General features: G+C 69.0%; 33 protein-coding genes. 31 read left to right on the top strand and 2 right to left on the bottom strand.

The features are described from left to right. The 31 genes from MTDSW087_RS18525 to MTDSW087_RS18675 form a co-directional block, all read left to right on the top strand. Positions 1 to 99 (top strand): EF-Tu C-terminal domain-related protein (locus MTDSW087_RS18525; RefSeq protein WP_452305326.1); only part of this gene is annotated, 99 nt, incomplete at its 5' end. 86 nt (positions 100 to 185) lie between these two features. After that, positions 186 to 494, top strand: a complete 309-nt coding sequence (gene rpsJ / locus MTDSW087_RS18530) for a 30S ribosomal protein S10 (protein WP_066927377.1) — start codon at positions 186 to 188, stop codon at positions 492 to 494. A gap of 50 nt (positions 495 to 544) precedes the next feature. Continuing rightward, positions 545 to 1267 carry a 50S ribosomal protein L3 gene (gene rplC, locus MTDSW087_RS18535; protein WP_144766382.1) on the top strand — a complete coding sequence of 241 codons (723 nt, stop codon included), beginning with the start codon at positions 545 to 547 and terminating at the stop codon, positions 1265 to 1267. Further along, entirely contained in the window at positions 1267 to 1887 is a 621-nt protein-coding gene (gene rplD / locus MTDSW087_RS18540) for a 50S ribosomal protein L4 (RefSeq protein WP_144766383.1), read from the top strand. Before rplC ends, rplD begins: the two co-directional genes overlap by 1 nt. After that, positions 1884 to 2180 (top strand): 50S ribosomal protein L23, encoded by a 297-nt coding sequence (locus MTDSW087_RS18545; RefSeq protein WP_144766384.1) that lies wholly within the window; start codon positions 1884 to 1886, stop codon positions 2178 to 2180. The genes rplD and MTDSW087_RS18545 overlap by 4 nt, the downstream gene beginning before the upstream one ends. Positions 2181 to 2203: 23 nt before the next feature. Next, positions 2204 to 3040 (top strand): 50S ribosomal protein L2, encoded by an 837-nt coding sequence (gene rplB, locus MTDSW087_RS18550; protein WP_144766385.1) that lies wholly within the window; start codon positions 2204 to 2206, stop codon positions 3038 to 3040. Between the two features lie 5 nt (positions 3041 to 3045). Next, positions 3046 to 3324, top strand: a complete 279-nt coding sequence (rpsS, locus tag MTDSW087_RS18555; protein ID WP_142584845.1) for a 30S ribosomal protein S19 — start codon at positions 3046 to 3048, stop codon at positions 3322 to 3324. Between the two features lies 1 nt (position 3325). Next, the gene (rplV, locus tag MTDSW087_RS18560; RefSeq protein WP_142584844.1) at positions 3326 to 3709 is read left to right on the top strand and encodes a 50S ribosomal protein L22; all 384 of its coding nucleotides are present in this window, start codon (positions 3326 to 3328) and stop codon (positions 3707 to 3709) included. Positions 3710 to 3719: 10 nt separating this feature from the next. Next, the gene (rpsC, locus tag MTDSW087_RS18565) at positions 3720 to 4484 is read left to right on the top strand and encodes a 30S ribosomal protein S3 (RefSeq protein WP_142584843.1); all 765 of its coding nucleotides are present in this window, start codon (positions 3720 to 3722) and stop codon (positions 4482 to 4484) included. Positions 4485 to 4511: 27 nt separating this feature from the next. After that, positions 4512 to 4925, top strand: a complete 414-nt coding sequence (rplP, locus tag MTDSW087_RS18570) for a 50S ribosomal protein L16 (RefSeq protein WP_142584842.1) — start codon at positions 4512 to 4514, stop codon at positions 4923 to 4925. 11 nt (positions 4926 to 4936) lie between these two features. Next, positions 4937 to 5152: a 50S ribosomal protein L29 gene (gene rpmC / locus MTDSW087_RS18575; protein WP_142584841.1), complete on the top strand. Its 216-nt coding sequence runs from the start codon at positions 4937 to 4939 to the stop codon at positions 5150 to 5152. Positions 5153 to 5162: 10 nt separating this feature from the next. Next, positions 5163 to 5423: a 30S ribosomal protein S17 gene (rpsQ, locus tag MTDSW087_RS18580; protein WP_144766386.1), complete on the top strand. Its 261-nt coding sequence runs from the start codon at positions 5163 to 5165 to the stop codon at positions 5421 to 5423. A 225-nt stretch (positions 5424 to 5648) separates the two neighbouring features. Then, positions 5649 to 6275, top strand: coding sequence for a nucleoside deaminase (locus MTDSW087_RS18585; RefSeq protein ID WP_144766388.1), 627 nt, complete (start codon positions 5649 to 5651; stop codon positions 6273 to 6275). 298 nt (positions 6276 to 6573) lie between these two features. Then, positions 6574 to 6942, top strand: coding sequence for a 50S ribosomal protein L14 (gene rplN, locus MTDSW087_RS18590; protein WP_010686182.1), 369 nt, complete (start codon positions 6574 to 6576; stop codon positions 6940 to 6942). Then, the gene (gene rplX / locus MTDSW087_RS18595) at positions 6942 to 7256 is read left to right on the top strand and encodes a 50S ribosomal protein L24 (protein ID WP_144766389.1); all 315 of its coding nucleotides are present in this window, start codon (positions 6942 to 6944) and stop codon (positions 7254 to 7256) included. The genes rplN and rplX overlap by 1 nt, the downstream gene beginning before the upstream one ends. Beyond that, positions 7249 to 7815: a 50S ribosomal protein L5 gene (gene rplE, locus MTDSW087_RS18600; protein ID WP_066927402.1), complete on the top strand. Its 567-nt coding sequence runs from the start codon at positions 7249 to 7251 to the stop codon at positions 7813 to 7815. The genes rplX and rplE overlap by 8 nt, the downstream gene beginning before the upstream one ends. 40 nt (positions 7816 to 7855) lie before the next feature. After that, positions 7856 to 8161 carry a 30S ribosomal protein S14 gene (rpsN, locus tag MTDSW087_RS18605; protein ID WP_142584837.1) on the top strand — a complete coding sequence of 102 codons (306 nt, stop codon included), beginning with the start codon at positions 7856 to 7858 and terminating at the stop codon, positions 8159 to 8161. Positions 8162 to 8173: 12 nt separating this feature from the next. Further along, a complete protein-coding gene (rpsH, locus tag MTDSW087_RS18610) occupies positions 8174 to 8569 on the top strand; it encodes a 30S ribosomal protein S8 (RefSeq protein ID WP_142584836.1) in 396 nt (131 codons plus the stop codon). Between the two features lie 22 nt (positions 8570 to 8591). Further along, entirely contained in the window at positions 8592 to 9125 is a 534-nt protein-coding gene (gene rplF / locus MTDSW087_RS18615; protein ID WP_144766391.1) for a 50S ribosomal protein L6, read from the top strand. An 11-nt stretch (positions 9126 to 9136) separates the two neighbouring features. Further along, positions 9137 to 9499, top strand: coding sequence for a 50S ribosomal protein L18 (gene rplR, locus MTDSW087_RS18620; RefSeq protein ID WP_144766392.1), 363 nt, complete (start codon positions 9137 to 9139; stop codon positions 9497 to 9499). Between the two features lie 239 nt (positions 9500 to 9738). Next, positions 9739 to 10326, top strand: coding sequence for a 30S ribosomal protein S5 (gene rpsE, locus MTDSW087_RS18625; protein WP_144766394.1), 588 nt, complete (start codon positions 9739 to 9741; stop codon positions 10324 to 10326). A 12-nt stretch (positions 10327 to 10338) separates the two neighbouring features. Then, a complete protein-coding gene (gene rpmD / locus MTDSW087_RS18630; protein ID WP_144766396.1) occupies positions 10339 to 10527 on the top strand; it encodes a 50S ribosomal protein L30 in 189 nt (62 codons plus the stop codon). A gap of 10 nt (positions 10528 to 10537) precedes the next feature. Continuing rightward, complete coding sequence (gene rplO / locus MTDSW087_RS18635) at positions 10538 to 11038, top strand: 50S ribosomal protein L15 (protein WP_144766398.1); 501 nt, start codon at positions 10538 to 10540, stop codon at positions 11036 to 11038. 153 nt (positions 11039 to 11191) lie between these two features. Further along, the gene (secY, locus tag MTDSW087_RS18640; protein WP_144766399.1) at positions 11192 to 12541 is read left to right on the top strand and encodes a preprotein translocase subunit SecY; all 1350 of its coding nucleotides are present in this window, start codon (positions 11192 to 11194) and stop codon (positions 12539 to 12541) included. 164 nt (positions 12542 to 12705) lie between these two features. Further along, positions 12706 to 13308: an adenylate kinase gene (locus MTDSW087_RS18645; protein WP_144766401.1), complete on the top strand. Its 603-nt coding sequence runs from the start codon at positions 12706 to 12708 to the stop codon at positions 13306 to 13308. 205 nt (positions 13309 to 13513) lie between these two features. After that, positions 13514 to 13882, top strand: a complete 369-nt coding sequence (gene rpsM, locus MTDSW087_RS18650) for a 30S ribosomal protein S13 (RefSeq protein ID WP_144766402.1) — start codon at positions 13514 to 13516, stop codon at positions 13880 to 13882. Between the two features lie 172 nt (positions 13883 to 14054). Then, positions 14055 to 14444: a 30S ribosomal protein S11 gene (gene rpsK / locus MTDSW087_RS18655; RefSeq protein WP_142584827.1), complete on the top strand. Its 390-nt coding sequence runs from the start codon at positions 14055 to 14057 to the stop codon at positions 14442 to 14444. A gap of 40 nt (positions 14445 to 14484) precedes the next feature. After that, positions 14485 to 15378 carry an MBL fold metallo-hydrolase gene (locus tag MTDSW087_RS18660; protein WP_144766404.1) on the top strand — a complete coding sequence of 298 codons (894 nt, stop codon included), beginning with the start codon at positions 14485 to 14487 and terminating at the stop codon, positions 15376 to 15378. Between the two features lie 109 nt (positions 15379 to 15487). Further along, positions 15488 to 16507, top strand: a complete 1020-nt coding sequence (locus tag MTDSW087_RS18665; RefSeq protein ID WP_142584825.1) for a DNA-directed RNA polymerase subunit alpha — start codon at positions 15488 to 15490, stop codon at positions 16505 to 16507. Positions 16508 to 16684: 177 nt separating this feature from the next. Continuing rightward, entirely contained in the window at positions 16685 to 17095 is a 411-nt protein-coding gene (rplQ, locus tag MTDSW087_RS18670; RefSeq protein ID WP_144766406.1) for a 50S ribosomal protein L17, read from the top strand. A 463-nt stretch (positions 17096 to 17558) separates the two neighbouring features. After that, the gene (locus MTDSW087_RS18675; RefSeq protein ID WP_144766407.1) at positions 17559 to 19715 is read left to right on the top strand and encodes a TonB-dependent siderophore receptor; all 2157 of its coding nucleotides are present in this window, start codon (positions 17559 to 17561) and stop codon (positions 19713 to 19715) included. A gap of 97 nt (positions 19716 to 19812) precedes the next feature. Here the strand turns inward: MTDSW087_RS18675 and cckA are convergent, their stop codons facing one another. Together cckA and flhB are read right to left on the bottom strand one after the other, a co-directional pair. Continuing rightward, positions 19813 to 22575, bottom strand: a complete 2763-nt coding sequence (gene cckA, locus MTDSW087_RS18680; RefSeq protein WP_144766409.1) for a cell cycle histidine kinase CckA — start codon at positions 22573 to 22575, stop codon at positions 19813 to 19815. A gap of 191 nt (positions 22576 to 22766) precedes the next feature. Beyond that, a complete protein-coding gene (gene flhB / locus MTDSW087_RS18685) occupies positions 22767 to 23834 on the bottom strand; it encodes a flagellar biosynthesis protein FlhB (RefSeq protein ID WP_144766411.1) in 1068 nt (355 codons plus the stop codon). Positions 23835 to 23844 lie beyond the last annotated feature (10 nt).

Consider the following 23844-nt stretch of genomic DNA (forward strand, 5'->3'; position numbering starts at 1 on the left):
CTGATCGTGCCGGTGGCCATGGAGGAGAAGCTGCGCTTCGCCATCCGCGAGGGCGGACGCACCGTCGGCGCCGGCGTCGTCGCCGCCATCAACGACTGAGCCACGGGTCAGTCCTTTGAGGGATCGGAGAAGGGGCGGGCCCCCGCGCCCGCCCCTCTCCACTTCCCGCTGAAGGTTTTCAGGTCATGAACGGTCAGAACATCCGTATCCGCCTCAAAGCGTTCGATCATCGCATTCTCGATGCTTCGACCCGCGAGATCGTCTCCACCGCCAAGCGCACGGGTGCTCAGATCCGTGGGCCCATCCCTCTGCCGACCCATATCGAGCGCTTCACCGTGAACCGGTCCCCGCACATCGACAAGAAGTCGCGCGAGCAGTTCGAGATGCGCACCCACAAGCGCGTCCTCGATATCGTCGATCCGACGCCCCAGACCGTGGACGCGCTGATGAAGCTCGACCTCGCCGCCGGCGTCGACGTGGAGATCAAGCTCTGAGCCCCTCGCGGGCTTAGAGCTTACCGGTTCATCGCGCGAGGGAGAAACCTATGCGCTCAGGTGTCATCGCACAGAAGGTCGGCATGACCCGCGTCTTCACGGAAGCGGGCGAGCACGTCCCCGTGACCGTGCTCAAGATCGATCAATGCCAGGTGGTCGCGCATCGCACCACCGAGAAGGACGGCTACGTCGCGCTGCAGGTCGGCGTCGGCAAGGCCAAGGTCAAGAACGTGTCCAAGGCCGAGCGCGGTCGCTTCGCGGTCGCCAAGGTCGAGCCGAAGAAGAAGCTCGCCGAGTTCCGCGTGTCCGAGGACGCGCTGATCCCGGTCGGCGCCGAGATCACGGCCGACCACTTCATCCCGGGCCAGTTCGTGGACGTCACGGGCACCACCACGGGTAAGGGCTTCGCCGGCGGCATGAAGCGCTGGAACTTCGGCGGCCTGCGCGCCTCGCACGGCGTGTCGGTCTCGCACCGCTCGATCGGTTCGACCGGTGGCCGCCAGGACCCGGGCAAGACCTTCAAGAACAAGAAGATGCCGGGTCATCTCGGCGTCGAGCGGGTCACCACCCAGAACCTGCGCGTCGTGCGCACGGACCCCGAGCGCGGCCTGATCCTGGTCGAGGGCGCGGTCCCGGGCGTCGCCGGCGGCTGGATCCAGATCCGCGATTCGGTGAAGCGCAAGGCGCCCGCCGACCTCCCGCTGCCGGGCAAGTTCCGTGAGAACGGCGCCGCTCCGGCTCCCGAAGCCGCCTCCACCGAGGAGACCGCGTGATGAAGCTCGATATCACCACGCTCGACGGTGCCGGCGCCGGCTCGATCGACCTCAACGAGGAGATCTTCGGCCTGGAGCCCCGCGCCGACCTGCTGCAGCGCATGGTCCGCTACCAGCTCGCCAAGCGCCGCGCCGGCACCCACGCCGTGCAGAACCGCTCGGACGTGAACCGGACCCGCAAGAAGGCCTACAAGCAGAAGGGCACCGGCAACGCCCGTCACGGCGCTGCCTCCGCGCCGCAGTTCCGCGGCGGCGGCCGGGCCTTCGGCCCGGTGGTGCGCGACCATGCCCACGACCTGCCCAAGAAGGTCCGGGCCCTGGCGCTGCGCCACGCCCTCTCCTCGAAGGCCAAGGCCGCGACCCTGATCGTCGTCGACGACATCAAGATCGACGACCACAAGACCAAGGGCCTCATCGAGCGCTTCGGCAAGCTCGGCCTCTCGAACGCGCTGATCATCGGCGGGTCCGAGGTGGACGTGAACTTCGGTCGCGCCGCCCGCGCGATCCCGAAGATCGACGTGCTGCCCGTGCAGGGCATCAACGTCTACGACATCCTGCGCCGCGACACCCTCGTGCTCACGAAGGCTGCGGTCGACGCGCTGGAGGAGCGCTTCAAATGAGTCTCGATCCGCGCCACTACGATGTCATCGTCTCCCCCGTGATCACGGAGAAGGCGACGAACCTCACCGAGCAGAACAAGGTCGTCTTCCGGGTCGCCCCGAAGGCCACCAAGCCGCAGATCAAGGAAGCGGTCGAGAAGCTGTTCGACGTCAAGGTCACTGCGGTGAACACGCTGGTGACCAAGGGCAAGAAGAAGATCTTCCGCGGGCTTCGCGGGCAGCGTTCGGACGTGAAGAAGGCGATCGTCACCCTCGCCGAGGGCGACACGATCGACGTCACGACCGGGCTCTGAGGACGGGTTAGGGATCCAAGCCGATGGCCTTGAAGACATTCAAACCGGTCACGCCGAGCCTGCGCCAGCTCGTGCTGGTCGACCGCCGTGAGCTCTACAAGGGCAAGCCGGTGAAGGCGCTGACCGAGGGCAAGAGCTCCACGGGCGGCCGCAACAATCTCGGCCGCGTGACCGTCCGCTTCCGCGGCGGCGGCCACAAGCGCTCCTTGCGCAACGTCGATTTCAAGCGGCGCGACCAGCTCAACGTGACGGCGACCGTCGAGCGGATCGAGTACGATCCGAACCGCACGGCCTTCATCGCGCTGATCACCTATCCGGACGGCAAGCAGAGCTACATCCTGGCTCCGCAGCGCCTCCAGGCGGGCGACAAGGTCGTGGCCGGCGAGAGCGTCGACATCAAGCCGGGCAATGCCGGCCCGATCGGCAACATGCCGGTGGGCACGATCGTGCACAACGTCGAGCTGAAGATCGGCAAGGGCGGCGCCATCGCGCGGTCGGCCGGCAACTACGCTCAGATCGTCGGGCGCGACCAGGGCTACGTGACGCTCCGCCTGAACTCGGGCGAGCAGCGCCTGGTCCACGGCCAGTGCTTCGCGAGCGTCGGCGCGGTCTCGAACCCGGACCACATGAACATCTCGCTCGGCAAGGCCGGGCGCAACCGGTGGCTCGGCAAGCGCCCGCACAACCGCGGCGTGGCGATGAACCCTGTCGACCACCCGCACGGCGGCGGCGAGGGACGTACCTCGGGCGGCCGTAACCCGGTGACGCCCTGGGGCGTGCCGACCAAGGGGAAGAAGACCCGCTCCAACAAGCGGACCGACGTCTTCATCCTGTCCAGCCGCCATAACCGCAAGAAGTAACCGCCATGGCACGTTCACTCTGGAAGGGGCCGTTCGTCGACGGCTACCTCTTCAAGAAGGCCGAGGCGGCTCGGGGCTCGAGCCGCAACGAGGTCATCAAGATCTGGAGCCGCCGCTCCACGATCCTTCCGCAGTTCGTCGGGCTCACCTTCGGTGTGCACAACGGGCAGAAGCACATCCCGGTCTACGTCACCGAGGAGATGGTCGGCCACAAGTTCGGTGAGTTCTCGCCGACCCGCACCTTCCCCGGCCACGCGGCCGACAAGAAGGCGAAGAGGCGCTGAGATGGGCAAGCAGGCCACCCCCCGCGCGCTCCCCGAGAACGAGGCGAAGGCCGTCGCGCGGATGCTCCGCGTGTCGCCCCAGAAGCTCAACCTCGTGGCGCAGCTGATCCGCGGCAAGAAGGTCGAGACGGCGCTCGCCGATCTCCAGTTCTCCCGCAAGCGCATCGCCGTCGACGTCAAGAAGTGCCTCGAGAGCGCGATCGCCAACGCCGAGAACAACCACGACCTGGACGTGGACGACCTCGTCGTCTCCCAGGCCTTCGTGGGCAAGGCGCTGGTGCTGAAGCGCTTCCACGCCCGTGCCCGCGGCCGCGGCGCGCGCATCCTGAAGCCCTTCTCGAACCTCACCATCGTGGTTCGGGAAGTCCGGGCCGAAGCGGCCTGAGGAGGATCTGATGGGTCAGAAAGTCAACCCGATCGGTCTCCGGCTCGGCATCAACCGGACCTGGGACTCCCGCTGGTTCGCCCAGAAGGGCGAGTACGCCAAGCTCATGCACGAGGACGTCGCGATCCGCGCCGCCCTGACCAAGCAGCTCAAGCAGGCGGCGGTCTCCAAGATCGTCATCGAGCGCCCGCACCGGAAGTGCCGCGTCACCATCCACTCGGGCCGCCCGGGCGTGGTGATCGGCAAGAAGGGCGCGGACATCGAGAAGCTGCGCAAGCTCGTCGGCACGATGACCAAGGCCGACGTGACGATCAACATCGTCGAGGTGCGCAAGCCCGAGATCGACGCCACCCTGGTGGCCGACTCGATCGCCCAGCAGCTCGAGCGCCGCGTCGCCTTCCGTCGCGCCATGAAGCGCGCCGTGCAGTCGGCGATGCGCCTGGGTGCCGAGGGCATCCGCATCACCTGCTCGGGCCGCCTCGGCGGCGCCGAGATCGCGCGCACCGAGTGGTACCGCGAGGGCCGCGTCCCGCTGCACACCCTGCGGGCGGACGTGGACTACGGCACCGCCACGGCGTTCACCACCTACGGGACCTGCGGCATCAAGGTCTGGGTGTTCAAGGGCGAGATCCTCGAACACGACCCGATGGCTCAGGACAAGAAGGCTCAGGAAGAGGGTGGCCGTTCCGGCGGCCGTCGCGAGCGTGACGGCGAAGGCCGCGGCGATCGGGGTGATCGCGGCGACCGCGGCCGCCGCGAGCCGGCCCACGCCTGAGCCGCCTGAGCAGATAGAGAGGCTGCCATGCTGCAACCCAAGAAGACGAAGTTCCGCAAGCAGTTCAAGGGCCGCATCCACGGTGCGGCCAAGGGCGGCTTCGACCTGAACTTCGGCCAGTTCGGCCTGAAGGCCATGGAGCCGGAGCGGGTCACCGCCCGGCAGATCGAGGCGGCCCGCCGCGCGATCACCCGCGAGATGAAGCGTCAGGGCCGCGTCTGGATCCGGGTGTTCCCGGACCTGCCGGTCACCTCGAAGCCGACCGAGGTCCGCATGGGCTCGGGCAAGGGCGCGCCGGAATACTGGGCCGCCCGCGTCCATCCCGGCCGCATCATGTTCGAGGTCGACGGCGTCGCCGAGGACATCGCCCGCGAGGCGCTCCGCCTCGGGGCCGCCAAGCTGTCGGTGCGCACCCGCATCGTCACCCGCATCGCCGACTAAGGGAGGGATCCATGAAGTCGTCCAACCGACTGTCTGATCTGCAAGCCCTGTCGGCGGATCAGCTCAACGACGAGCTCCTGAACCTCAAGAAGGAGCAGTTCAACCTGCGCTTCCAGGGGGCCACGGGCCAGCTCGAGAACGTCGCCCGCATCCGCGAGGTGCGCCGCGACATCGCCCGCGTGCGCACGCTGCAGCGTCAGAAGACGCTCACCGCGGCGAAGGGCTGAGGAGAGACCTATGCCGAAGCGCGTATTGCAGGGCGTCGTCGTCAGCGACAAGGGCGAGAAGACCATCGTCGTGAAGGTCGAGCGCCGCTTCACCCACCCGGTGATGAAGAAGACCGTTCGCCGCTCGAAGAACTACCATGCCCACGACGAGGCGAATGCCGCCAAGGTCGGGCAGACGGTGTTCATCGAGGAGTGCCGCCCCTACTCGAAGACCAAGACCTGGAAGCTGGTCGAGGACAACGCGGGCGAGACGGCGGACGCCGCGGCCTGAGCCGGCCGCACGGTGCGTTCAACGATCAGGGGCGGATGCTGCCGGCATCCGCCCCTTTTTCGTGCCCGGGATCCATCGTTGCGGGGATCTATTGCTTTTCGACGTGCGCGATAATCCGATTTCAAGCATTCGCTCGCCAGACTGCGCGTAGGTCTCCCCTGCGAGGCAGGCGAGACCCGTGCCCCGCGCGCAAGGGCCGGGGCACCATTCTGGGGAGATTCGGCCATGGCCAAGGATGAGTCGCGCATCGCGTCGTCCCTCGACGCTCTGTTCTCGGCGCGGGCCGTAGACCGCAGGCACTTCCTGGCGGCCGGGGCGGCCCTGGCCGGGGCCGGCATCGCGGCGCCCGGCCCGGCCGCGGCCGAGGCGGCGAGCGCGACCGAGGCGGATCGGCGCGCCATGGCCCAGGCGATCGAGCTCATGCGCAAGGCCGGCGTCGTCGAGAAGACCGGCGGCCCCTTCGGGGCGGTGATCGTCCGCGACGGCGAGGTTCTCGCGGCCTCGGGCAACAGCGTGCTGCGCGACAGCGATCCCTCCGCCCATGCCGAGGTGAATGCGATCCGGATCGCCTGCAGGAAGGTCGGCGCCCCGAACCTGTCGGGGGCGACGCTGTTCACGAGCTGCGAGCCGTGCCCGATGTGCTACGCGACGGCCTACTGGGCCCGCATCGGCAGGATCTACTATGCCGCGGCCTGGACGGACTATGCCGATCTGTTCGACGACCAGAACATCAGCCAGGACATGAAGCGGCCCTACGCCGAGCGGGCCGTGCCGGTCAGCCAGATGATGCAGGCCGAGGCCCGGACGGTCTGGCTCGAATACCGGCAGATGCCGGAGAAGCGGAAGTACTGAGCGCTTCGCCCGGGCCGGGCCTTCCGACGGGTTCCGGCCCGGCTGCCGGGACGGGAGGTCGCCGGGCTTCGGACGATTCAGGCCTTGCGCGCCGGGTGCTTCCGGTGTATCGGACCGGCCTTCGCGACAGTCCAAGGGGCGTTCGCGCCCTTCGTACGCGGTGACCGCGCCGGCGTCCTCACGCCGATTGCGCGGTCTCTCATATGAGCCGGGGACATCAGATCCCCATCAGGCGTCGTCCGCCGGGCAATTCCGCCCGCGTGCGGAAACCCGTCTGAAACAAGGAAAGGTCACTCCCGTGATCCAGATGCAGACGAATCTGGACGTCGCCGACAATTCGGGTGCACGCCGCGTGATGTGCATCAAGGTGCTCGGCGGGTCGAAGCGCAAGTATGCGGGCGTCGGCGACGTGATCGTCGTCTCCGTCAAGGAGGCGATCCCGCGCGGCCGCGTGAAGAAGGGCGACGTCATGAAGGCGGTCGTCGTGCGCACCGCCAAGGACGTGAAGCGCGCCGACGGCTCGGTGATCCGCTTCGACAAGAACGCCGCCGTGCTGATCAACAATCAGAAGGAGCCGATCGGCACCCGCATCTTCGGGCCCGTGCCGCGCGAGCTGCGCGCGCGCAATCACATGAAGATCATCTCGCTGGCTCCGGAGGTGCTGTGATGGCCGCCAAGATCAAGAAGGGCGACACGGTCGTCGTCCTCACCGGCCGCGACAAGGGTCGCTCCGGCGAGGTCATCCAGATGCTGCCGAAGGAGAACCGCGCGCTCGTCCGCGGCATCAACCTGGTGAAGAAGCATCAGAAGCAGACGCAGTCGCAGGAAGGCGGGATCATCTCCAAGGAGGCCGCCATCCAGCTCTCCAACATCGCGGTCGCCGATGCCAACGGCAAGCCGACCCGCGTGGGTTTCCGCATTCTCGAGGACGGCCGCAAGGTCCGGTTCGCCAAGAGCACGGGGGATCAGATCGATGGCTGAGGCCGACAAGAACGCTTACACCCCCCGTCTGCGCAAGCACTACGACGAGGTGGTCCGCCAGAAGCTCATCGAGCAGTTCGGCTACAAGAACCCCATGCAGGTGCCGGTCATCGAGAAGATCGTCATCAACATGGGCGTCGGCGAGTCCACCGCCGATTCCAAGAAGGCGACCGTCGCCGCCGGCGACCTCGCCCTGATCGCCGGCCAGAAGCCGGTCATCACCCGCGCCCGCAAGGCGATCGCGACCTTCAAGGTCCGCGAGGGCATGCCGATCGGCTGCAAGGTGACGCTGCGCAAGCAGCGCATGTACGAGTTCATGGACCGGCTGATCACGATCGCGCTGCCGCGCGTCCGCGATTTCCGCGGCCTGAACCCGCGCTCCTTCGACGGGCGCGGCAACTACGCCCTGGGTCTCAAGGAGCACCTCGTGTTCCCGGAGATCTCCTACGACAAGGCGGAGCAGATGTGGGGCATGGACATCGTCGTGGCGACCTCCGCCAAGACCGATGAGGAAGCCAAGGCCCTCCTCGCCGCCTTCAAGTTCCCGTTCCGGCAGTGAGGCCCTAGGGCCTCAGACGCGGACACTGGAGAGAACAGACATGGCTAAGAAGAGCTCAGTCGAGAAGAACAACCGCCGCAAGGCTTTGGTCGCGCGCTTCGCCGAGAAGCGCAAGGCCCTCCTTGCCGTCGCCAACAACGAGGGCCTCGAGATGGAGGAGCGCTTCGAGGCGCGCCTCAAGCTCGCGGAACTGCCGCGCAACTCGTCGGCCACCCGGATCCGCAACCGTTGCGAGATCACCGGCCGTCCCCGCGCCGTCTATCGCAAGATGGGCATCTCGCGCGTGGCGCTGCGCGAGCTCGGCAACCGGGGCCTGATCCCCGGCCTCGTGAAGTCGAGCTGGTAAGGAGGCATCCCCATGGTCAACGATCCCGTGGGCGATATGCTCACCCGCATCCGCAACGGCCAGCAGCGCCGTCGCAACGTCGTCCAGACCCCCGGCTCGCGCCTGCGCGCCTCGGTTCTCGACGTCCTGAAGTCCGAGGGCTACATCCGCGACTACGCGGTGCAGGACCTCGGCAACGGCCGCACCGAGTTCGCGATCGAGCTGAAGTACTACGACGGCAAGCCCGTCATCCGCTCGATCCAGCGCGTGTCGAAGCCCGGCCGCCGGGTCTATTCCTCGGTCGGCGAGCTGCCGCGCGTGGCCGACGGCCTCGGCGTCACCATCGTGTCCACCCCGCAGGGCGTCATGGCCGACCACGTTGCGCGCGAGCGCAACGTCGGCGGTGAAGTGCTCTGCCAGGTGTTCTGATCGGACGAGAGGAGCAAGGCAGATGTCTCGCGTAGGCAAGAAGCCCGTCACCATCCCGTCCGGCGTGACGGCGACGGTCGATGGTCAGACCGTGAAGATGAAGGGTTCGAAGGGCGAGCTGCAGTTCGTCGTGCCGGCCCTGGTGGACGTGGAGTTCAAGGACGGCGCGGTCTCCGTGCAGCCCAAGAACCAGTCCAAGGCAGCCCGCTCCCTGTGGGGCACCTCGCGCGCCCAGGTGGCGAACATCGTCGAGGGCGTCTCGAAGGGCTTCGAGAAGAAGCTGGAGATCACCGGCGTCGGCTATCGCGCCGCGATGGCCGGCAAGGCTCTCAAGCTGTCGCTCGGCTACAGCCACGACATCGAGTACGAGATCCCGGCCGGCATCACCATCGTGACGCCCAAGCCGACGGAGATCGTGGTGTCGGGCATCGACCGGCAGCGCGTCGGCCAGGTGGCCGCCGAGATCCGCGACTATCGCGGCCCCGAGCCCTACAAGGGCAAGGGCGTGAGGTACGCCGGTGAGTTCATCTTCCGCAAGGAAGGCAAGAAGAAGTAAGGAGGGCTGACATGTCGAACAAGCTTGAAGCCCTCCGGAGGCGCAAGATCCGCGTCCGCCGGGCGCTGCGGACCGCCGCCAACGGGCGTCCGCGCCTGTCGGTGTTCCGTTCGTCGAAGCAGATCTACGTCCAGGTCATCGACGACGCGCAGGGCAAGACCCTCGCCGCCGCCTCGTCGCTCGACAAGTCGCTCAAGAGCGACCTGAAGACCGGCGCCGACGTGGCCGCCGCCTCCGCCGTGGGCAAGCTCGTCGCCGAGCGCGCCAAGGCGGCGGGCGTCACCAAGGTGATCTTCGACCGCTCGGGCTACATCTACCACGGCCGCGTCAAGGCCCTGGCGGATGCCGCCCGCGAGGGCGGCCTGGAGTTCTGAGGCAGCTGCGCTTCCCAGGTCTCCGGACACAGGTCCGGGGACCTGCAAGCGCGACTGCGCGCCGCCGCAGGCAAGGCCACGCAGCCCGCGTCACCTTGGCTTCGTGCGGCGGACGTTCCATCCTCGATGGAACACCCGATGAAGAGATTCGGCGGAGGGGAGCGGCCCGCTCGCTCCTCGAAGAACCATCCGAGCGAGCGGGCCCGCCGCCCGCGCCAGTGCGATGAACAGGTAGAAGAATGGCACGTGAACGTGAAGGCGGGGGCCGCGGCCGCCGCGATGAGCGCGAGGAGCGCGACAGCGAGTTCGTGGACAAGCTCGTCCACATCAACCGCGTCGCCAAGGTGGTGAAGGGCGGCCGTCGCTTCGGCTTCGCGGCCCTCGTCGTCGTCGGCGACCAGAAGGGCCGGGTCGGTTTCGGTCACGGCAAGGCGCGTGAGGTGCCTGAAGCCATCCGCAAGGCGACGGAAGCCGCCAAGCGTGGCCTGATCCGCGTCTCGCTCCGCGAGGGCCGGACCCTGCACCACGACGTCAACGGCCGTCACGGCGCCGGCAAGGTGATCCTGCGCGCGGCCCCGGCCGGTACCGGCATCATCGCGGGCGGCCCGATGCGCGCCGTCTTCGAGACGCTCGGCATGCAGGACGTGGTGGCGAAGTCGCTCGGCTCGTCCAACCCCTACAACCTCGTGCGCGCCACCTTCGAGGCGCTCAAGAACGAGGACAGCCCGCGCTCCGTCGCGGCGCGCCGTGGCCTCAAGGTGTCCGCGCTCCAGGCGCGCCGCCGCGATGCCGATCCGAACGATCAGTCCGAAGCGGCTGTGGCGTAAGGGGAGGATGGCATGACGACCAAGACCATCCGCGTCGAGCAGATCGGCTCGCCGATCCGCCGCGAGGCCTCCCAGCGCGCGACGCTGGTCGGCCTCAAGCTGAACAAGCTGCACCGGGTCGCCGAGCTGGAGGACACCCCCTCCGTGCGCGGCATGATCCGCAAGGTGCAGCACCTCGTGCGCGTCATCGACGCGGCTTGAGGAGGGCACCATGAAGCTCAACGAAATCCGCGACAACGACGGCGCGACCAAGAACCGGATGCGCGTCGGCCGGGGCATCGGCTCCGGCAAGGGCAAGACCGCGGGACGCGGCGTGAAGGGCCAGAAGGCCCGCACCGGCGTGTCCATCAAGGGCTTCGAGGGCGGCCAGATGCCGCTGCATCGTCGCCTGCCGAAGCGCGGCTTCAACAACATCCACGCCGCCGACCTGAACGAGGTGAATCTCGGCCGGGTGCAGCAGGCGGTGGATGCGGGCAAGCTCGACGCCTCGGCGCCGGTCACCGTCGAGGCGTTGGTCGCCGCCGGCATCCTCTCCCGTCCCCGCGACGGCGTGAAGCTGCTCGGCGTCGGCGAGCTGACCGCGAAGCTCACCTTCGAGGTCACCCGCGCGTCCAAGTCGGCCGTCGAGGCGGTCGAGAAGGCCGGCGGCACGGTCAACGTCGTCTATGCGGCGGGCGTCGCCCACCGCGGCACGGCGTCCGCCACCGCCTGAGCCTTCCGGCCCGGCGCGCGATCCGTTGCGCGCCGGTCGCGAAGCCCTTAAGTCGGAGCAACCGAGCGGCGGCCCGTGCGACCTCGCACCGGCCGCCGTTTCCGTTTCACCCGGACGCGACCCGTCCGGCGACAGGTCCCAGGATAGACCGTCATGGCCTCAGCCGCCGAGCAGCTTGCCGCCAACCTCAATTTCGGCGCCATCGCCAAGGCCGATGAGCTGAAGAAGCGCATCTGGTTCACGCTCGGCGCCCTCGTGGTGTTCCGGCTGGGCACCTACGTGCCGATTCCGGGCATCGACCCGGAGCAGTTCGCGCGGAATTTCCAGCAGCAGGCGGGCGGCGTGCTCGGCCTGTTCAACATGTTCTCGGGCGGCGCGGTCGAGCGCATGGCGATCTTCGCGCTCAACATCATGCCCTACATCTCGGCCTCGATCATCATCCAGCTCCTCACCTCGGTGATCCCGAGCCTGGAGGCGCTGAAGAAGGAGGGCGAATCGGGCCGCAAGGTCATCAACCAGTACACCCGCTACCTCACGGTGGTGCTGGCCCTGGTCCAGTCCTGGGGCATCGCGATCGGCCTGCAGAGCTCGTCGGCGGCGATCGACCCGGGCCCGTTCTTCCTGGCCTCGACGGTGATCACCCTCACCGGCGGCACGCTCTTCCTGATGTGGATCGGCGAGCAGATCACCTCGCGCGGCATCGGCAACGGCTCCTCGCTCATCATCTTCGCGGGCATCGTCGCCCACCTGCCGGTGGCGATCGCGGGCGCGCTGGAGCTCAGCCGCACCGGCGCGATGTCGCCCGCGACCCTCCTCGGCACCGCCGTCGGCGCCGTGGCGCTGATCTACTTCATCGTGTTCATGGAGCGGGCCCAGCGCGGGGTGCTGATCAACTCCCCGAAGCGCCAGGTCGGCAACCGCATGTACGAGGGCCAGACCTCGTTCCTGCCACTGAAGCTCAACCCCTCGGGCGTGATCCCGCCGATCTTCGCCTCCTCGCTCCTGCTGCTGCCGGCGACGGTGGCGAGCTTCTCGGCGAGCCAGGGCTCCAGCGGCTTCCTCGGCACGCTGACCACGCTGCTCGGCCACGGCCAGCCGGTCTACATGGCCCTCTACGCCGCGCTGATCATCTTCTTCACGTTCTTCTACACGGCGGTGGTCTTCAACCCGCAGGAGACGGCCGACAACCTGAAGAAGCATGGCGGCTTCATCCCCGGCATCCGCCCGGGCGAGCGCACCGCGGCCTTCATCGACAAGGTGCTGACCCGGATCACGGTGATCGGCGCGCTCTACCTGACCTTCGTCTGCCTCGCGCCCGAGGTCCTGGCGATGGCGCTCTCCTCGCAGAGCCTCGCCTTCGGCGGCACCTCGCTCCTCATCATCGTCTCGGTGACCATGGACACGGTGGCGCAGATCCACGGCCACCTCATGGCCCACCAGTACGAGGGCCTGGTGAAGCGGGCGAAGCTGCGCGGCGCCTCCGCCACCCCGCGGCGGCGCTGAGGGCGAGGCGACAAAACAGGGGGAAGCGTGACGCCTCCCCCCTTGGTCCGGCTCCCCAGCGCGACCGAACCGGATAAAAGAGCACACCATCCAGGCGATGCCGGGGAGGCGTCGCGATCGCCCCGGAAGCCGCACGCGAGCGGACAAGGACGAGGACAACGCCCATGCGCATCATTCTGCTCGGACCGCCCGGCGCGGGGAAGGGCACGCAGTCCGAGCGGATCGTGGCACGCTTCGGCATCCCGCAGCTCTCGACCGGCGACATGCTGCGCGCGGCGGTGGCCGCCGGCACCCCGGTCGGCCTGGAGGCCAAGGCGGTGATGGAAGCGGGCGGCCTCGTCTCCGACGCCATCGTCGTCGGCATCGTCGCCGACCGCATCGAGGAGCCGGACGCCAAGCGCGGCTTCATCCTCGACGGCTTCCCGCGCACCGTGGAGCAGGCCAAGGCGCTCGACGCCATGCTCGCCGAGAAGGGCATCGCCCTCTCCACCGTGGTCGAGCTGAAGGTGGACGAGGACGCGCTCGTCGGCCGCATCGCCAACCGCGCCGCCGAGACCGCCGCCAAGGGCCTGCCGGTGCGCAAGGACGACACCCCCGAGGTGTTCCGCTCGCGCCTCGAGGCCTACCGCGCCCAGACCGCGCCGCTCTCCGAATACTACGCCAAGGCCGGCAAGCTCGAGACGGTCGACGGCATGCAGCAGATCGACACGGTCACCGGGAGCCTGATGGGCATCCTGGAGCGCCACGCCGAGACGGCCGGCGCCTGAGCCCGAAAACGGCTCGACTTGCGGTTGACATCCCGGCCGGCCCGCGCTAGCAGGCCGGTCTTCGTCCATCCGGAACGTGGTCCGAGGTGCCCTCCCGAGGGCGGCCGCGGGCCGCGTCGTCGTTGACGAGCGCGCAAGGGCCGGCCTCCACCGGACGCGCGTCACCCCCGACCGGGCTTCGCCCGGCACCATATGGAGCGTTATCTTGGCCCGTATCGCAGGCGTCAACATCCCCACCGGCAAGCGCGTCGTCATCGCGCTGCAGTACATCCACGGCATCGGGCCCAAGAAGGCCGAGGAGATCACGGAGAAGGTCGGCATCCCGGCCGAGCGCCGCGTGAACCAGCTCACCGACGCCGAGGTGCTCCAGATCCGCGAGGCGATCGACCGCGACTACATCGTCGAGGGCGACCTGCGCCGCGAAGTCTCGATGAACATCAAGCGCCTGATGGACCTCGCCTGCTACCGTGGCCTGCGCCACCGCAAGCAGCTCCCGGTCCGCGGCCAGCGCACCCACACCAACGCCCGCACCCGCAAGGGCAAGGCGAAGCCGATCGCCGGCAAGAAGAAGTAATTTCCTGTGATTGGGAGGCCGCGCTTCGCTCGGCCTCCTTTCCGTCGCGCCGGGTGTCCCGCTATCGGGACCCAGCGTGGCGGCACGGCCCTCCGAGACCGCGCCGCCGAATCCCAGAAGAATCCCGAGCGCCTGGAATTACGGGCGTGCCTGAAGGACTGACGAGCAGAACATGGCCAAGGAACCGACCCGCGTCCGCCGCCGCGAACGCAAGAACATCGTCTCCGGCGTCGCGCATGTGAACGCGTCGTTCAACAACACGATGGTGACCATCACCGACGCGCAGGGCAACACGATCTCCTGGTCGTCGTCCGGCGCCATGGGCTTCAAGGGCTCGCGGAAGTCGACCCCCTACGCCGCGCAGGTCGCCGCCGAGGACGCCGCCCGCAAGGCCGCCGAGCACGGCATGCGCACCCTCGAGGTCGAGGTTTCCGGCCCCGGCTCGGGCCGCGAATCGGCGCTGCGCGCGCTCCAGGCCGCGGGCTTCACCGTGACCTCGATCCGCGACGTCACCGCGATCCCGCACAACGGCTGCCGGCCGCGCAAGCGCCGCCGCGTCTGATCCTGCGGGTCGGACAGACCTCTCGAAGACGGAGAAGCCCGTGGCGAATGGATCGGCCCCCCTTCCCGGCGTCCTGCGTTGGAATGTCGGCGACCTCACGGTCACCGCGCTCAACGACGGCTGGTTCCAGGGCTCGCTCGATCTCGTCACGGGCCTCGACAAGGCGGAGGCCGGGCGGCTCCAGGTGGCGGGCTTCCGTCCCGAGCAGCCGGTCATCACGCTGAACGCCTTCCTGATCACCGGCGCCGGCCGCAAGCCGGTGCTGATCGATACGGGCTACGGGCATTTCGGGCCGGAGACGCTGGGCCGGGTCCCGGCGGCGCTCGCGCTCACCGGCGTGAAGCCGGAGGAGGTCGAGACCGTCCTGGTCAGCCACCTGCATCCGGACCATGTCGGCGGCCTCGTCACCGGGGAGGGCCGGGCGGCCTACCCGAATGCCGAGATCGTGGTGCACGCCGCGGAGGCGCGGCACTGGCTCCCGGACGAGGCGCTCGCACGGGCGCCGGAGGGGGCGAAGCCGTATTTCGAGGGCGCCCGCAAGGCGCTGGCCCCCTATGCGGGCCGCGTGCGCGAGCACGAGGGGGGCGAACTCGTCCCCGGCATCAGCGCGCTGCACATGCCCGGCCATACGCCGGGCCATTGCGGTTTCCGGATCGTGTCCGGCTCCGCGTCGCTCCTGAGCTTCACGGACGCGGTGCATCTGCCGGCGATCCAGTTCAAGCGGCCCGAGGCCGGCGTCGCCTTCGACGTGGACGGCGATCAGGCCCGGGAGACGCGCAAGCGCGTCCTCGACGAGGCGGCCTCCGAGGGCTGCCTCATCGCGGGCAACCACCTGGAATTCCCGGCGCTCGGCACCGTGGCGCGGGACGGACAGGGCTACAGCTTCGTCCCGGTGCTCTGGGTCGCGGGGCAAGGAACGGGGCAAGGGATCTGAGGATCCCGGATTCATTCAGGGACCGGTCGGCGCTCCGGGGCAGGGCGCCGCGCCGGCCGAAGCGCGGGACGGGGTTCGCGTCCCCGCGCGACAGGCGAGAGGTAGGACCGTGGTCATTCAGAAGAACTGGCAAGAGCTGATCAAGCCGAACAAGCTGCAGGTCACCACCGGCGACGACCCGAAGCGCGTCGCGACCGTGGTCGCCGAGCCGCTGGAGCGCGGCTTCGGCACGACGCTGGGCAACGCGCTGCGCCGCGTGCTGCTCTCCTCGCTTCAGGGCGCGGCCGTGACCTCGGTGCAGATCGACGGCGTGCTGCACGAGTTCTCCTCGATCCCGGGCGTGCGCGAGGACGTCACGGACATCGTCCTGAACATCAAGACGATCGCCATCCGCTCGCAGTCGGACACCCCGAAGCGCATGACCCTGCGCAAGACGGGCCCGGGCCTCGTCACCGCCGGCGACATCGCCGTGGTCGGCGACGTGCAGATCCTGAACCCCGACCTCGTGATCTGCACGCTGGACGACGGCGCCGAGATCCGTATGGAGTTCACGGTCGCCACCGGCAAGGGCTATGTCCCGGCCGAGCGCAACCGGCCCGAGGACGCGCCGATCGGCCTGATCCCGGTCGACGCGCTCTACTCGCCCGTGACCAAGGTCAGCTACCGCGTCGAGACCACCCGCGAGGGCCAGGATCTCGACAAGGACAAGCTGACCATGACCATCGAGACCAACGGCGCGGTCTCGCCGGAGGATGCCCTGGCCTATGCCGCGCGCATCATCCAGGACCAGCTGCAGGTCTTCGTGAACTTCGAGGATCCGCGCAAGGAGGAGGCCGCCCCGCTCGCGCCGCAGCTGCCCTTCAACCCGGCTCTGCTCAAGAAGGTGGACGAGCTGGAGCTGTCGGTCCGTTCGGCGAACTGCCTGAAGAACGACAACATCGTCTATATCGGCGACCTCATCCAGAAGTCCGAGGGCGAGATGCTGCGGACCCCGAACTTCGGCCGCAAGTCGCTCAACGAGATCAAGGAAGTGCTCGCCGGCATGGGCCTGCACCTCGGCATGGACGTTCCCGGCTGGCCGCCGGAGAACATCGAGGATCTCGCCAAGCGCTTCGAGGAGCATTACTGAGGCGCCCCGTCCCCGGCCGAGCCGGGGACCTCAGCACGACGCGGCGCCCCAGCGAAGCCGGGGCGCCCCTCTCAAGGATCCCGCCGCGGGGTCAAGCGGATTTGAACGAAGACGCCTCGCACGAGGCACCGGCCGACCCGTGGCACGGCGGCCGACAGCACAGGAAGGGCCAGAGAAATGCGTCACGGTTACCGCGGTCGCCGCTTCAACCGCACCGCCGAGCACCGCAAGGCGATGTTCGCCAACATGTCCGCCGCGCTGATCAAGCACGAGCAGATCATCACCACCCTGCCGAAGGCGAAGGACCTGCGTCCGGTCGTCGAGAAGCTGATCACCCTCGGCCGCGAGGACAGCGTGCATGCCCGCCGCCTGGCGATGGCGCAGCTGCGCGACGCCGACATGGTCAAGAAGCTCTTCGCCGTGCTCGGCCCGCGCTACAAGGGCCGTCCGGGCGGCTATTGCCGCATCATGAAGGCGGGCTTCCGCTACGGCGACAACGCCCCGATGGCGGTGATCGAGTTCGTCGACCGCGACGTCGAGGCCCGCGGCAAGGATTCCGGTCCGAGCCAGGTCGCCGAGGCGGCCTGAGGCTTCGGACCTCCGGTATTCTCGGAAGGCGGCCCTGAGGGCCGCCTTTTTCGTTTCGGGCCGGCCTCGCAGGAGGGCAATCGGTCCCCTGCCCTCTTGCCGGCGGCCCTCCCCGCCTTGGACGATGCACGTGTCATACGACCTCCGGGTGATCCCTTCGGGATGGCGGATGTCGCCTTCGCTCAGGCGCCGCGCGGGCTTGGCCGAGACCGCGTCCGGTCCGATCAACCGGACGCGGTATCAGTGTTATTTTTCGCTCAGAAATTGTAATTCATCGTCGGATCCAAGATACGAGCTTGTAATTATTCGAAATCTATCGTGTTGAATTCCTGATACGCTGCCCTGTAAACGCTGGAAATCAGCGTTGTATTCCATCGAATGCCGTTGCCCTGCGCGCATTTCACCCCCAACCGGTCCACGACGGAGCCGGCGGGATCCGGGGAAAACGCGGAGCACGAGGACGATGGCGGGACGAGACGGGGTTGCGACGCGGCGCGGGCGGTCCTGCCGGGCCCGGGCGGCCCTCCTGGGCGGCCTCGCGCCGCTCTGCGCCGCCGGCGCGGCCGCGCAGACCGCCGGCCCCGCGGCGGAGGCCGTGCTCTCGGAGCTTTCCGTGTCGGGCAGCGGCGAGCGCGCCACCGGCCCGGAGGTCGGCTACCGCGCCTCGCGCTCGGCCACCGCCACCCGCACCGACACGGCCCTGCGCGACACGCCGCAAACCGTGCAGGTGGTGCCGCGCGAGGTGCTGGAGGACCGGCAGGACATCCGGCTCGCCGACGCGATCACCAATGTGAGCAACGTCCAGCCCGGCGGCACCATCCAGGGCCGCTCGGATACGTTCGTGATCCGGGGGTTCCGGACGCAGACCTACGCCATCGACGGCGTGCTCCTGAACCAGGCCAACAATTTCAACGTCACCCAGCGCGACCTCGCCGACGTGGAGCGCCTCGAGGTGCTGAAGGGCCCGGCCTCGGTGCTCTACGGGCGCGGCGATCCCGGCGGCCTCGTCAACATCGTGACGCGCCGGCCGACGCTCCAGCCCTCGGGCGAGCTCACGGCCCAGGGCGGCAGCTACGGCTTCGCGCGGCTCCAGGGCACGGTCTCGGGGACGCTGCCGGGCGTCGAGGGCCTGGCCGGCCGGGTCAGCTTCGCCTCCCAGGACGATCCGACCTTCCGCAATTACGGCGACCGCTCGAACACCCGCAACTTCGTGGCGCCGGCCTTCAGCTGGACCCCCTCCCCCGATACCCGCGTCGAGCTCCTGGCCGAGCTGACCCGGCAGGATTCGCAGTACGACGAGGGCCTGATCGCCCGGAACGGCCGGGTGCCGCTCGACGACATCCGGCGCTTCTACGGCACCACCAATTCCCGCTACTCGGCCGAATCGAATTTCGTGACCCTGCGGGCCGAGCACGATCTCAGCCCGGAAGTGACGCTGCGCCAGATCGTCAACGTGCAATCCGGCGGGTTCGACGTGTTCGCGGTGCGCTCGACCGGCCTCAACGCGGCGGGGACGCTGGTGACGCGCCGGGGCTCGGCGGTCGACAACACCTTCTCCGCCGTCGACACCCAGAGCGAGGTGGTCGCCAAGTTCGACCTCCTGGGCTTCCGGAACACGTTCCTGGCCGGGTTCGAGTACACCCACGGCTTCCGGCGCGCCTATTCCGAGCAGTCGACCTTCTCGTCCACCAGCTTCCTCAACCCGGTCGCCAGCGGGACCTTCGGCGCCTTCCAGTTCCTGAACGACATCCGGCAGAGGACCGACCTCTACGGCGTCTACCTGCAGGACCAGATCGATCTCGGTGCCGGGCTCCAGCTCCTGCTCGGCACCCGCATGGATTTCGGCAGCCAGTTCTACTTCAGCCGCAGCGCCACCTCGCGCACCATCCCGCCGGACCAGGAGCTGTTCGGCTTCTCGCCGCGGGTCGGCCTCGTCTATCGGCCGGTCGAGCCGCTGACGCTCTATGCGAGCTATACGAACTCGTTCAAGCCGCAGACGGACAACGTGCTCGGCGCGACGAACCCGCCGCCGGAAACCGGCGTGCAGTACGAGGTCGGCGCCCGCTACGATCTCGTCCCCCAGGCGCTGACCGTGAGCGCCGCCGCCTTCCGCATCGTCCGCCAGAACGTCTCGGTGAGCGATCCCATCAATACGGGCTTCTCGCTGATCACCGGCGAGCAGCGCTCGGACGGCGTCGAGGTCGACATCGCGGGCGAGATCCTGCCCGGCTGGAAGATCATCGGCGGCCTCGGCTATCTCGACGCCAAGGTCACGAAGGACACCACCTTCGCGGTGGGCAACCGCCTCGCCGGCGTGCCGGAATTCAGCGGCAGCCTCTGGTCGACCTACCAGGTCCAGACCGGCGCGCTGCGCGGCCTCGGCCTCGGCTTCGGCGCGACCTATGTCGGCAGCCGCTTCGGCGACCTCAACAACAGCTTCAAGGTCGGCGCCTATACTCGTCTCGACGCTGCGATCTTCTACGATTTCGACCGCTTCCGCTTCGCCGTCAACGCGCGCAACCTCACGGACGCGCGCTACATCGAGCAGCCCTTCAACCCGTTCAACAACCTGCCGGGCGCCCCGTTCACGGTTCTCGCGACCATCACCGCGCGGATGTGAGGGGGAGGGCGTCGAGGTCCGCGGGACCCGCGACGATCTCCTCTCCCCGCATGCGGGGGGAGGGATGCATGCGCGATCCGCTCTCCTGAAAGGGCCCCTACCCCGCCATGGTCTTCTTCACCGTCTCCACGAGCTGCTTCAGGCTGAAGGGCTTGGGCAGGAAGTTGAAGGCCTCGCCCTCGGGCAGGTTCTTGCGGAAGGCGTCCTCGGCATAGCCGGAGACGAAGATCACCTTCAGCTCGGGCAGATGCTTGCGCACCTCGCGCAGCAGGGTCGGGCCGTCCATCTCCGGCATCACCACGTCGGAGACGATGAGATCGATGGTGTGCTCGCCCGACCGCACGATCTGCAGGGCCTCGATGCCGGAGGCGGCCTCCAGCACCGTGTAGCCGCGAGCCGAGAGCGCGCGGCTGTTGACGGCGCGGACCGGGTCCTCGTCCTCCACGAGCAGGATGGTGCCCTGCCCCGTATGGTCCGCCGAGGGCTTTCGCGCGGCGGGCTTCGGGGCCTCCGGCGCGCCGGCCGCCTTCGGCACGGCCGTGGACTGCCCCTTGGCCGGCCCTGCGGGCTCGGCGGGGAGGCTCGCGGGCAGGCCGGCCGCCGCGACGCGCGGCAGGGCCGGCTCGGCCTCGGCCTCGACCTCCGGCTCGGGGATGTGGCGCGGCAGGTAGATGCGGAAGGCGGTGCCCTCGCCGACCTTCGACTGCACGTCGATGGTGCCGCCCGACTGCTTGACGATGCCGAACACCGTCGAGAGGCCGAGGCCGGTGCCCTTGCCGATATCCTTCGTGGTGAAGAACGGCTCGAAGATCTTCTCCATGATCTCGGGCGGGATGCCCTCGCCCGTGTCGGAGACCTCGATCAGCACGTGGTCGCCGGCCGGCGCGCCGCCGCGCCCATCCTCCGCCGCGGCCTCGCCGGGATCGGGCATGTTGGCGGTGCGGATCAGGAGCTTGCCGCCGCCCGGCATGGCGTCGCGGGCATTGACCGCGAGATTCACGATGACCTGCTCGAACTGGTTCACGTCGGCCTTGACCGGCCAGACGTCGCGCCCGTGCTTCAGCTCGAGCCCGACCCGCTCGCCCAGCAGCCGCTTCAGCAGCAGCGTCAGCTCGGAGAGCGACTCGCCGACATTCATCACCTCCGGCCGCAGGGTCTGGCGGCGCGAGAAGGCCAGCAGCTGCCGCACGAGCCCGGCGGCCCGGTTGGCGTTCTGCTTGATCTGCATGATGTCCTGGAAGGCCGGATCGGTCGGCTTGTGGCTCGCCAGCAGCAAGTCCGAATAGCCGATGATCGCCTGGAGGACGTTGTTGAAGTCGTGCGCGATGCCGCCGGCGAGCTGGCCGACCGCGTTCATCTTCTGCGCCTGGGCGACCTGCTGCTCCAGCTGGCGCTGGGCGGTGGTGTCGAGGGCGTAGAGGATGACCGATTCGCGCTCCTCGTCGAGGGCCTCGCCGGCGCTGCCCGCCGGGATCAGCCAGACCCGGGCCGAGCGGCTGCCGGCCCCGGAGAGCGAGATCTCGATCGGCGCCACCTCGGTGAGCCCGCTCGCCGCCTTGGCGAGGGCGGCGTCGAGCCCGTCGCGGTCGGCGACCGAATCCACGATGTTCGGCTCCTCCGCGGCGTCGGTCCCGTCCTCCACCGCGTGCCGGGGCATGGTGCCGAACAGGCGCGCGAAGGAGGCATTGGCCCGGGCGATGCGCCCGCGCCGGTCGAGCGTCGCGATGGCGATGGGCGAGGTGTTGAGGAAGCGGGCGAGGCGCACCTCGGCGGCGCGCTGCGGCTCGTCGAACTCGGCCCCCGCCGAGCGGTTGATCACGAAGGTGCGCGAGGCGCCGGGCTTGCCGTCCTTGCCGAAGGCGATGCGGTGGTAGAGCCGGGCCGGCAGCGGGTGGCCGTTGCGGCGGCGCAGGTCCAGGTCGATGCGGTCGGTGCGGACCTCGCCGGGCAGGCCGTGGCTGCGGGTCAGCACCTCGGCGCCCGGCGCGATGGCGTCGAGATGCGGGCCGCCCGAGCCGACGGTGGCGAGGTCGTAGCCGAGCCAGGCCGCCAGCGTCGCGTTCATGTAGACGATCGCCCCCTGCGGATCGATCGAGAGGAAGCCCGCGGGCGCGTGGTCGAGATAGTCGATCGCGTGCTGGAGCTCCTGGAACACGTTCTCCTGGCGCTCGCGCTCGGCGGTGATGTCGGAGACCGTCCAGAGGCTGGCCGAGCGGCCGGGGCGCGGCAGCGGGCGCACGTGGATGCGGTACCACGCGAAATCGCGCCCGGGGGCCGTGCCGCCGGAGCCGCCACCCTGGGCGCTCCCTTGCGCATTCCCCTGGACGCCGCCTTGGACGCCGCCTTGAATGCCACCTTGCGGCGGCGGCGACATCCGGATCTCCTCGGCATGGCTGCGCCCGTCGCGGGAGGCCTGCGAGAGCCGGTAGATCGCCTCCGAGACCTCGGGCGAGCCGACGAAGACCCGCTCCACCGAGCGCAGGTTCGAGAAGCTGTCGCCGCCGGCCACCTGCAGATAGGCCTCGTTGGCGTAGATCAGGCGCCCGCCCTCCTCCACCACCAGGGCGGCGTCGGGCGAGCCGTCGACGACGGCCTTGGTGATGTCGTCGCGCGCGCCCTGCCCCGCGAGCTGGATCGCCCCGATCGCCAGGGCGAACAGGAAGAACACGCCGGCCATGGCCAGCAGCGCCAGGAGCCAGACGATGAGCGATTGCGCCTGCTCGTTCGCCACGAAGGACAGGCCGATCGCGGCGCCGACGAGGAGGCCGGCCAGGACGAGCAGCAGCCCGACCCGGCCCGGTCGCTCGGACCGGTCGATCGAGCCCGGCACGGGCGTCGTGGGTCCTGACAACTCGGCCATCACGGTTCAATCCAGCGCCAAAGCATCATGCGCGGAAGCCCGCCGCCCATGATGCGCCCTCGAAGGACCGGTTCTGGCAGCCCAAGCCCTTCAGATCGGTTAGGCTTGCGTCCGAAAGACGGCAAGGGCCAAACGGTTGCGGCCGCCTGCTGATGTCGCGCCCCAGGCGTTCCGGCACGGCGCGGGCCTCCTCAGGCCGCCCGGCGGCGCGTGCGCAGGACGAAGCCGATCACCTCGGCCACCGCCCGGTAATGCTCGGCGGGGATCTCCTGGTCGATCTCCACGGTGGCGTGCAGCGCGCGGGCGAGCGGCGGGTTCTCCAGCACCGGCACCTCGTGCTCGGCCGCGACCTTGCGGATGCGCAGGGCGAGCGCGTCGACGCCCTTGGCGACGCAGACCGGCGCGGCCATGCCGGCCTCGTAGCGCAGGGCCACCGCGTAGTGGGTCGGATTGGTGACCACGACGGTGGCCTTCGGCACGGCGGCCATCATGCGCTTCTTCACCCGGGCCATGCGGAGCTGCTTCATGCGGCCCTTCACCTCCGGGTTGCCGTCCGATTCCTTCATCTCCTGCTTCATCTCCTCCTTCGACATGCGCAGGCGCGCACGCCAGCGGAAGCGCTGGTAGAGGGCGTCGGCGATCGTGATCGCGAGATGCACGGCGAGCACGGCGGCGAGCAGCTTGAGGCTGAGCCCCAGGATCGCGGGGAGGCAGGCGGCGGGATCGAGCCGGGCGAAGACCTCCAGGCGGTCGCGGTCGTTCCAGAGCAGGGTGCCCACCACGACGCCGACCACGGCCATCTTGGCGAGCCCCTTGCCGAACTGCACCAGCGCCTCGACCCCGAAGATGCGCTTGATGCCGGTCATCGGCGAGACGCGCTCGAACTTGAAGCCGAGGGATTCGGTGCTGAACACGACCGGATGCTGCAGGAAGCCGGCGGCGAGCCCGGCCGCGACGGCGAGCCCGGCGGGGATGGCGAGCGCCTGGAACAGCAGCCACACGGCGCGGGCCGCGACCCGCGCCATCGAGCCGGCATCGTCCGGCACGGCGTGGGCGTTCATCAGGAAGCCGCGCATCTCGGCGGTCAGCATGGTCGCGATGCCGGGCCCCGCCAGCATCAGCCCGAGGGTGAAGGCGCCGAGCGCCGCGAAGGTGTTGATCTCGACGCTGTTGGCGACGTCGCCGCTCTCGATCGCCCGGTCGAGGCGCCGCTGGGTCGGCTCTTCGGTCTTGTCCTCCTGCTCCGCGCCCTCAGCCATGGAGGCCTCC

It is taken from the genome of Methylobacterium dankookense (assembly GCF_902141855.1).
GTDB lineage: Bacteria > Pseudomonadota > Alphaproteobacteria > Rhizobiales > Beijerinckiaceae > Methylobacterium > Methylobacterium dankookense.

What these genes read in the sequence shown, in the direction of transcription:
- rpsJ (WP_066927377.1), top strand. Translation starts at nt 186, where the DNA reads ATGAACGGTCAGAACATCCGTATCCGCCTCAAAGCGTTCGATCATCGC.
- rplC (WP_144766382.1), top strand. Translation starts at nt 545, where the DNA reads ATGCGCTCAGGTGTCATCGCACAGAAGGTCGGCATGACCCGCGTCTTC.
- rplD (WP_144766383.1), top strand. Translation starts at nt 1,267, where the DNA reads ATGAAGCTCGATATCACCACGCTCGACGGTGCCGGCGCCGGCTCGATC.
- MTDSW087_RS18545 (WP_144766384.1), top strand. Translation starts at nt 1,884, where the DNA reads ATGAGTCTCGATCCGCGCCACTACGATGTCATCGTCTCCCCCGTGATC.
- rplB (WP_144766385.1), top strand. Translation starts at nt 2,204, where the DNA reads ATGGCCTTGAAGACATTCAAACCGGTCACGCCGAGCCTGCGCCAGCTC.
- rpsS (WP_142584845.1), top strand. Translation starts at nt 3,046, where the DNA reads ATGGCACGTTCACTCTGGAAGGGGCCGTTCGTCGACGGCTACCTCTTC.
- rplV (WP_142584844.1), top strand. Translation starts at nt 3,326, where the DNA reads ATGGGCAAGCAGGCCACCCCCCGCGCGCTCCCCGAGAACGAGGCGAAG.
- rpsC (WP_142584843.1), top strand. Translation starts at nt 3,720, where the DNA reads ATGGGTCAGAAAGTCAACCCGATCGGTCTCCGGCTCGGCATCAACCGG.
- rplP (WP_142584842.1), top strand. Translation starts at nt 4,512, where the DNA reads ATGCTGCAACCCAAGAAGACGAAGTTCCGCAAGCAGTTCAAGGGCCGC.
- rpmC (WP_142584841.1), top strand. Translation starts at nt 4,937, where the DNA reads ATGAAGTCGTCCAACCGACTGTCTGATCTGCAAGCCCTGTCGGCGGAT.
- rpsQ (WP_144766386.1), top strand. Translation starts at nt 5,163, where the DNA reads ATGCCGAAGCGCGTATTGCAGGGCGTCGTCGTCAGCGACAAGGGCGAG.
- MTDSW087_RS18585 (WP_144766388.1), top strand. Translation starts at nt 5,649, where the DNA reads ATGGCCAAGGATGAGTCGCGCATCGCGTCGTCCCTCGACGCTCTGTTC.
- rplX (WP_144766389.1), top strand. Translation starts at nt 6,942, where the DNA reads ATGGCCGCCAAGATCAAGAAGGGCGACACGGTCGTCGTCCTCACCGGC.
- rplE (WP_066927402.1), top strand. Translation starts at nt 7,249, where the DNA reads ATGGCTGAGGCCGACAAGAACGCTTACACCCCCCGTCTGCGCAAGCAC.
- rpsN (WP_142584837.1), top strand. Translation starts at nt 7,856, where the DNA reads ATGGCTAAGAAGAGCTCAGTCGAGAAGAACAACCGCCGCAAGGCTTTG.
- rpsH (WP_142584836.1), top strand. Translation starts at nt 8,174, where the DNA reads ATGGTCAACGATCCCGTGGGCGATATGCTCACCCGCATCCGCAACGGC.
- rplF (WP_144766391.1), top strand. Translation starts at nt 8,592, where the DNA reads ATGTCTCGCGTAGGCAAGAAGCCCGTCACCATCCCGTCCGGCGTGACG.
- rplR (WP_144766392.1), top strand. Translation starts at nt 9,137, where the DNA reads ATGTCGAACAAGCTTGAAGCCCTCCGGAGGCGCAAGATCCGCGTCCGC.
- rpsE (WP_144766394.1), top strand. Translation starts at nt 9,739, where the DNA reads ATGGCACGTGAACGTGAAGGCGGGGGCCGCGGCCGCCGCGATGAGCGC.
- rpmD (WP_144766396.1), top strand. Translation starts at nt 10,339, where the DNA reads ATGACGACCAAGACCATCCGCGTCGAGCAGATCGGCTCGCCGATCCGC.
- rplO (WP_144766398.1), top strand. Translation starts at nt 10,538, where the DNA reads ATGAAGCTCAACGAAATCCGCGACAACGACGGCGCGACCAAGAACCGG.
- secY (WP_144766399.1), top strand. Translation starts at nt 11,192, where the DNA reads ATGGCCTCAGCCGCCGAGCAGCTTGCCGCCAACCTCAATTTCGGCGCC.
- MTDSW087_RS18645 (WP_144766401.1), top strand. Translation starts at nt 12,706, where the DNA reads ATGCGCATCATTCTGCTCGGACCGCCCGGCGCGGGGAAGGGCACGCAG.
- rpsK (WP_142584827.1), top strand. Translation starts at nt 14,055, where the DNA reads ATGGCCAAGGAACCGACCCGCGTCCGCCGCCGCGAACGCAAGAACATC.
- rplQ (WP_144766406.1), top strand. Translation starts at nt 16,685, where the DNA reads ATGCGTCACGGTTACCGCGGTCGCCGCTTCAACCGCACCGCCGAGCAC.
- MTDSW087_RS18675 (WP_144766407.1), top strand. Translation starts at nt 17,559, where the DNA reads ATGGCGGGACGAGACGGGGTTGCGACGCGGCGCGGGCGGTCCTGCCGG.
- cckA (WP_144766409.1), bottom strand. Translation starts at nt 22,575, where the DNA reads ATGGCCGAGTTGTCAGGACCCACGACGCCCGTGCCGGGCTCGATCGAC.
- flhB (WP_144766411.1), bottom strand. Translation starts at nt 23,834, where the DNA reads ATGGCTGAGGGCGCGGAGCAGGAGGACAAGACCGAAGAGCCGACCCAG.